The 5,135-nt window shown below is 69.5% G+C and carries 3 protein-coding genes and 1 pseudogene; 2 read left to right on the forward strand and 2 right to left on the reverse strand.

All coding sequences use genetic code 11. The features are described from left to right. Positions 1–380: 380 nt before the first annotated feature. Positions 381–1,109 (forward strand): metal-dependent hydrolase, encoded by a 729-nt coding sequence (locus tag ACWCSD_RS47540; RefSeq protein WP_358284688.1) that lies wholly within the window; start codon positions 381–383, stop codon positions 1,107–1,109. Between the two features lie 145 nt (positions 1,110–1,254). Continuing rightward, positions 1,255–3,984, forward strand: coding sequence for an aconitate hydratase AcnA (gene acnA / locus ACWCSD_RS47545; protein ID WP_397163556.1), 2,730 nt, complete (start codon positions 1,255–1,257; stop codon positions 3,982–3,984). A 153-nt stretch (positions 3,985–4,137) separates the two neighbouring features. Here acnA and ACWCSD_RS47550 read toward each other — a convergent pair whose 3' ends face one another. Next, a complete protein-coding gene (locus tag ACWCSD_RS47550) occupies positions 4,138–4,932 on the reverse strand; it encodes an ABC transporter permease (protein WP_397163558.1) in 795 nt (264 codons plus the stop codon). A gap of 14 nt (positions 4,933–4,946) precedes the next feature. Next, a pseudogene (locus ACWCSD_RS47555) lies at positions 4,947–5,135 on the reverse strand (daunorubicin/doxorubicin resistance ABC transporter ATP-binding protein DrrA); the annotation flags it as partial.

Consider the following 5,135-nt stretch of genomic DNA (forward strand, 5'->3'; position numbering starts at 1 on the left):
CTCGCGGGCCGCGCGCAGGTTCTCCCGCGGGCCGAACCACTGGTCGCCCGCTGCGTGTGCGTAAGTCATGCTCTTTCTCCCTATATCGCGATCTGTTCTCGATGTGTCAACGATATATCGCTACTGTTTCGTTGGCAAGGCGGGGCACAGAGTGAGCCAGATCACGAAAAAGTTGCGGAATTGGGGAACAGTCTTGGGATGTCCGCCGTTGAACAGAGCAGACGAGGTCGTTCCGCGTCGGCAGGGCTGGGGGGTGCTGTCGCCGCGGAGACGACCTCGTCTGCGTTTGCGGGTGTTTTCGGACGGACCGTTCCAGCGTCAGCAGAACCTGGCGGCCGGGATCTCCGCGTAAAGCGGCTCTTTGCAATACAGTCCCGATCATGATGGGGCACACGCACGCGATGACCGGGGCGATCGCGTGGCTGGCGCTGGCGCCGCCGCTCGCCGCACTGCCGCTGCTGAACGAGAGCTCCCGGTTCATCGAGACCGGCATCATGGCCGGCGCGCTCGGCCCGGCCGAGCTGATCGCCGGAGCCCTGGTCTGCGCGGGGGCGGCCATGCTGCCCGACCTCGACCATCCCAGCGCGACCATCGCCCAGACCTTCGGCCCGGTCACCTGGCTGCTCAGCAAGTTCGTGTCCTGGATCAGCGGCGGCCACCGCGGCATGACGCACTCGCTGGCCTTCGCGGCGGCGCTCGGGTTCGGCGTCCACTGGCTGGTCAACTCCTATCCGATCGCCCGTGACATCACGGTCGTGCTGATGATCGGGCTGGCCCTGCGGGCGATCGGCATCGGCATCCCGGGCAACAAGGCCGGGTCCATCATGATCAACATCGGCATGACGGCCGGGCTCTACGCCGTGTTCCTCTCCCTGAACGTCGGCTACGCCTGGCTCGGGCTGGCCGTGGGCGTCGGCTGCCTGATCCACGTCGTCGGCGACTGCATGACGGAACGGGGCTGCCCGGTGCTGTGGCCGCTCGGCGCCAAGTTCGTGCTGCCGTGGAAGATCGGCATCAAGACCGGCAAGAAGTTCGAGCAGAAGATCCTCGCGCCGATCCTCTCCGTCGCCATCATCGGCCTGCTCTTCTGGCGGCTCGCCCCGCTTTAACTTGATGTCGAGATACCGTAGTAATATCTTGACGTCGAGACATCCGCCGCGAGCCCCGCAAGTTAGGTTCACCTAACGTACGTGTCGTTCCGTGGGTGCGGCAGGATTCAACTGAGCAATTGTCTGATGGAGGAGGCGAATCACCGTGTCCGCGAACAGCTTCGGCAGCCGTGACACGCTACGCGTCGGCGACGCGTCGTACGAGATTTTCCGGCTTGACGCCGTCGAGGGCGCCGCACGCCTCCCGTACAGCCTGAAGATCCTGCTGGAGAACCTCCTCCGCACCGAGGACGGCGCCAACGTCACCGCCGACCACATCCGGGCGCTCGGCGGCTGGGACCCGGCCGCGACGCCCAGCGTGGAGATCCAGTTCACCCCGGCCCGCGTCATCATGCAGGACTTCACCGGCGTCCCCTGCGTGGTCGACCTGGCCACCATGCGCGAGGCCGTGCGCGACCTGGGCGGCGACGCCGCCAGGATCAACCCGCTCGCGCCCGCCGAGATGGTCATCGACCACTCCGTCATCGTCGACTACTTCGGCCACCCCGACGCCTTCCAGCGCAACGTCGAGCGCGAGTACGAGCGCAACCGCGAGCGCTACCAGTTCCTGCGCTGGGGCCAGACGGCCTTCGACGAGTTCAAGGTCGTGCCGCCCGGCACCGGCATCGTCCACCAGGTCAACATCGAGCACCTGGCCCGCGTCGTCATGATCCGCGACGGCAAGGCCTACCCCGACACCTGCGTCGGCACCGACTCCCACACCACGATGGAGAACGGCATCGGCGTGCTCGGCTGGGGCGTCGGCGGCATCGAGGCCGAGGCCGCCATGCTCGGCCAGCCGATCTCCATGCTGATCCCGCGCGTGGTCGGCTTCAAGCTCAGCGGCAAGCTGCCCGCGGGCGCCACCGCCACCGACCTGGTCCTGACGATCACCGAGATCCTGCGCAAGCACGGCGTGGTCGGCAAGTTCGTCGAGTTCTACGGCGAGGGCGTCTCCTCCGTGCCGCTGGCCGACCGGGCCACGATCGGCAACATGAGCCCCGAGTTCGGCTCCACCTGCGCCATCTTCCCGATCGACGGCCAGACCGTCGACTACCTGCGCCTGACCGGCCGCTCCGAGGAGCAGATCGCGCTGGTCGAGGCGTACGCCAAGACCCAGGGCCTCTGGCTCGACCCGCAGGGCCCCGAGCCGGTCTTCTCCGAGTACATCGAGCTCGACCTCAGCACGGTCGTGCCGTCGATCGCCGGCCCCAAGCGTCCCCAGGACCGCATCGAGCTGTCGGCGGCCAAGGACGCCTGGCGCCGCGACGTCCAGAACTACGTGGCCGACGGCGTCGACGAGGAGGGCGAGGAGTCCTTCCCGGCCTCCGACGCGCCCGCCTCCAACGCCCGCGCCGACGGCGGCCGGCCGCACAAGCCGGTCCCGGTCACGCTGGCCGACGGCACGTCGTTCGAGATCGACCACGGCATCGTGTCGATCGCCGCGATCACCTCGTGCACCAACACCTCCAACCCGTACGTCATGATCGGCGCGGCGCTGCTGGCCCGCAACGCCGTCGAGAAGGGCCTGACCCGCAAGCCATGGGTCAAGACCTCGCTGGCCCCGGGTTCGCAGGTCGTCACCGGCTACTTCGAGCGCTCCGGGCTGCAGCCGTACCTCGACAAGATCGGCTTCAACCTGGTCGGCTACGGCTGCACCACCTGCATCGGCAACTCGGGCCCGCTGCCCACCGAGATCTCCGACGCCATCCAGGCCAACGACCTCGCGGTCACCGCGGTCCTGTCCGGCAACCGGAACTTCGAGGGCCGCATCAACCCCGACGTCAAGATGAACTACCTGGCCTCGCCGCCGCTCGTCGTGGCGTACGCGCTGGCCGGCACGATGGACATCGACCTCGACAACGAGCCGCTCGGCCTCGGCTCCGACGGGCAGCCGGTGTTCCTGCGCGACGTCTGGCCCGCGCCGGAGGAGATCGCCGCGGTGGTCAACTCCTCGATCGGCCGCGACATGTTCGAGCGCGACTACGCCGACGTGTTCAAGGGCGACGACCACTGGCGTTCGCTGCCGATCCCGACCGGCGACACCTTCGAGTGGGACCCGTCCTCCACGTACGTGCGCAAGGCCCCCTACTTCGAGGGCATGCCGGAGAAGCCGGAGCCGGTGACCGACATCTCGGGCGCCCGCGTGCTGGTCAAGGTCGGCGACTCGGTCACCACCGACCACATCTCCCCGGCCGGCTCGATCAAGGTCGGCACCCCCGCGGCCCAGTACCTGCAGGCCAACGGCGTCGAGGTGCGCGACTTCAACTCCTACGGCTCGCGGCGCGGCAACCACGAGGTGATGATCCGCGGCACGTTCGCCAACATCCGCCTGCGCAACCAGATCGCGCCGGGCACCGAGGGCGGCTACACCCGCGACTTCACCCAGCCCGACGGCCCGGTGTCGTTCATCTACGACGCCTCGGTCAACTACGCCGAGGCCGGCACGCCGCTGGTGGTGCTGGCGGGCAAGGAGTACGGCTCGGGCTCCTCGCGCGACTGGGCGGCCAAGGGCACCGCGCTGCTCGGCGTGCGCGCCGTGATCGCCGAGTCCTACGAACGCATCCACCGCTCCAATCTGATCGGCATGGGCGTGCTCCCGCTGCAGTTCCCCGAGGGCGCCACGGCGGCCTCGCTCGGGCTGACCGGCGAGGAGACGTTCGACATCACCGGCGTCGAGGCGCTCAACGGCGGCGGCATCCCGTCCACCGTGCACGTCAAGGCCGGCGACGTCGAGTTCGACGCGGTAGTCCGCATCGACACGCCCGGCGAGGCCGACTACTACCGGCACGGCGGCATCATGCAGTACGTCCTGCGCTCGCTGCTGGCCAAGTAGAACTTCCCGCGCCCGCGCCCGGTCAAGAGCCGGACGCGGGCCGGGGACGGGGCGCGGATCCTCACGCGCCCGCATCGGGGGTTTCACCCGACCCGTGAGAGCCGCCCGGCGGAACACCCTCCGCCGGGCGGCTCTCCGCTGTCCAGCGACGTCTCAGCGGCTGGACGTGCGGTAACGGTGGGTCGCCAGCGGGGCGAAGACGGCGATGAGCGCCGCCGACCACAGCAGGCTCGCCGCGACCGGATGTTGCAGCGGCCAGACCGCCCCGGCCGAGGTCGGGTTGCCGAACAGGCGGCGGGCGGCGGCCACGGTCGCGCTCATCGGGTTCCAGTCGGCCACCGGCCGCAGCCAGGCGGGCAGGCCCTCGGTGGGCACGAACGTGTTGGCCAGGAAGGTCATCGGGAACAGCCAGCCGAACGTGGCCGCGTCGGCCTGCGTGCCGCTGCGCACGTACAGGCCGATGCAGGTGCCCACCCAGATCATCGCCAGGCCGAACAGCGCCAGCAGCCCGAACGCCGCCGCCGTCTGGCCCGGTGAGCCGTGCGCACGCCAGCCGGCCAGCAGCACGGCCGCCGCGACCATGGCGGCCAGCGACATCAGGTGCATCGACAGGTCGGCCACGCTGCGCCCGATGAGCACGGCGCTGCGGGCGATGGGCTGCGCGCGGAACCGGTCGATGATCCCGCGTTCCATGTCCTCGGCCACCGCCGTGGCGGCCGCGGTCGCCGTCATGGCCATGACCTGCATGAAGATGCCCGGCATGAGGAAGCTGCGGTAGTCGCCGCCGCCGGGCAGGGTGATCGCGCTGCCGAAGACGTACCCGAACAGCACGGTCATGATGACGGGGAACACCAGGAATCCGGCGATCTCCCCCGGTTGGGCCTTCCACCGCGAGTACGTGCGGCCCGCGATGGTCAGGGAGTCGGTGACGGTCCAGCGCAGGTTCATGCTCGTGGCTCCTGTCATGCGGTCAGGTGGAGGAAGACCTCGTCGAGCGTCGGACGGCGGAGCGCGAGATCCTCGACGGCGATCCCGGCCACGTCGAGGGCGCGGGCGACGCGGACCAGCGACTGGGCCCCGTCGGGCGCCGGCAGGGTCACCCGGGTCCCGCCCGGCTCGAAGGCGAGCCCGGACGTGGGCCCGGACGTGGG

This window comes from Nonomuraea sp. NPDC001684, from assembly GCF_053596515.1.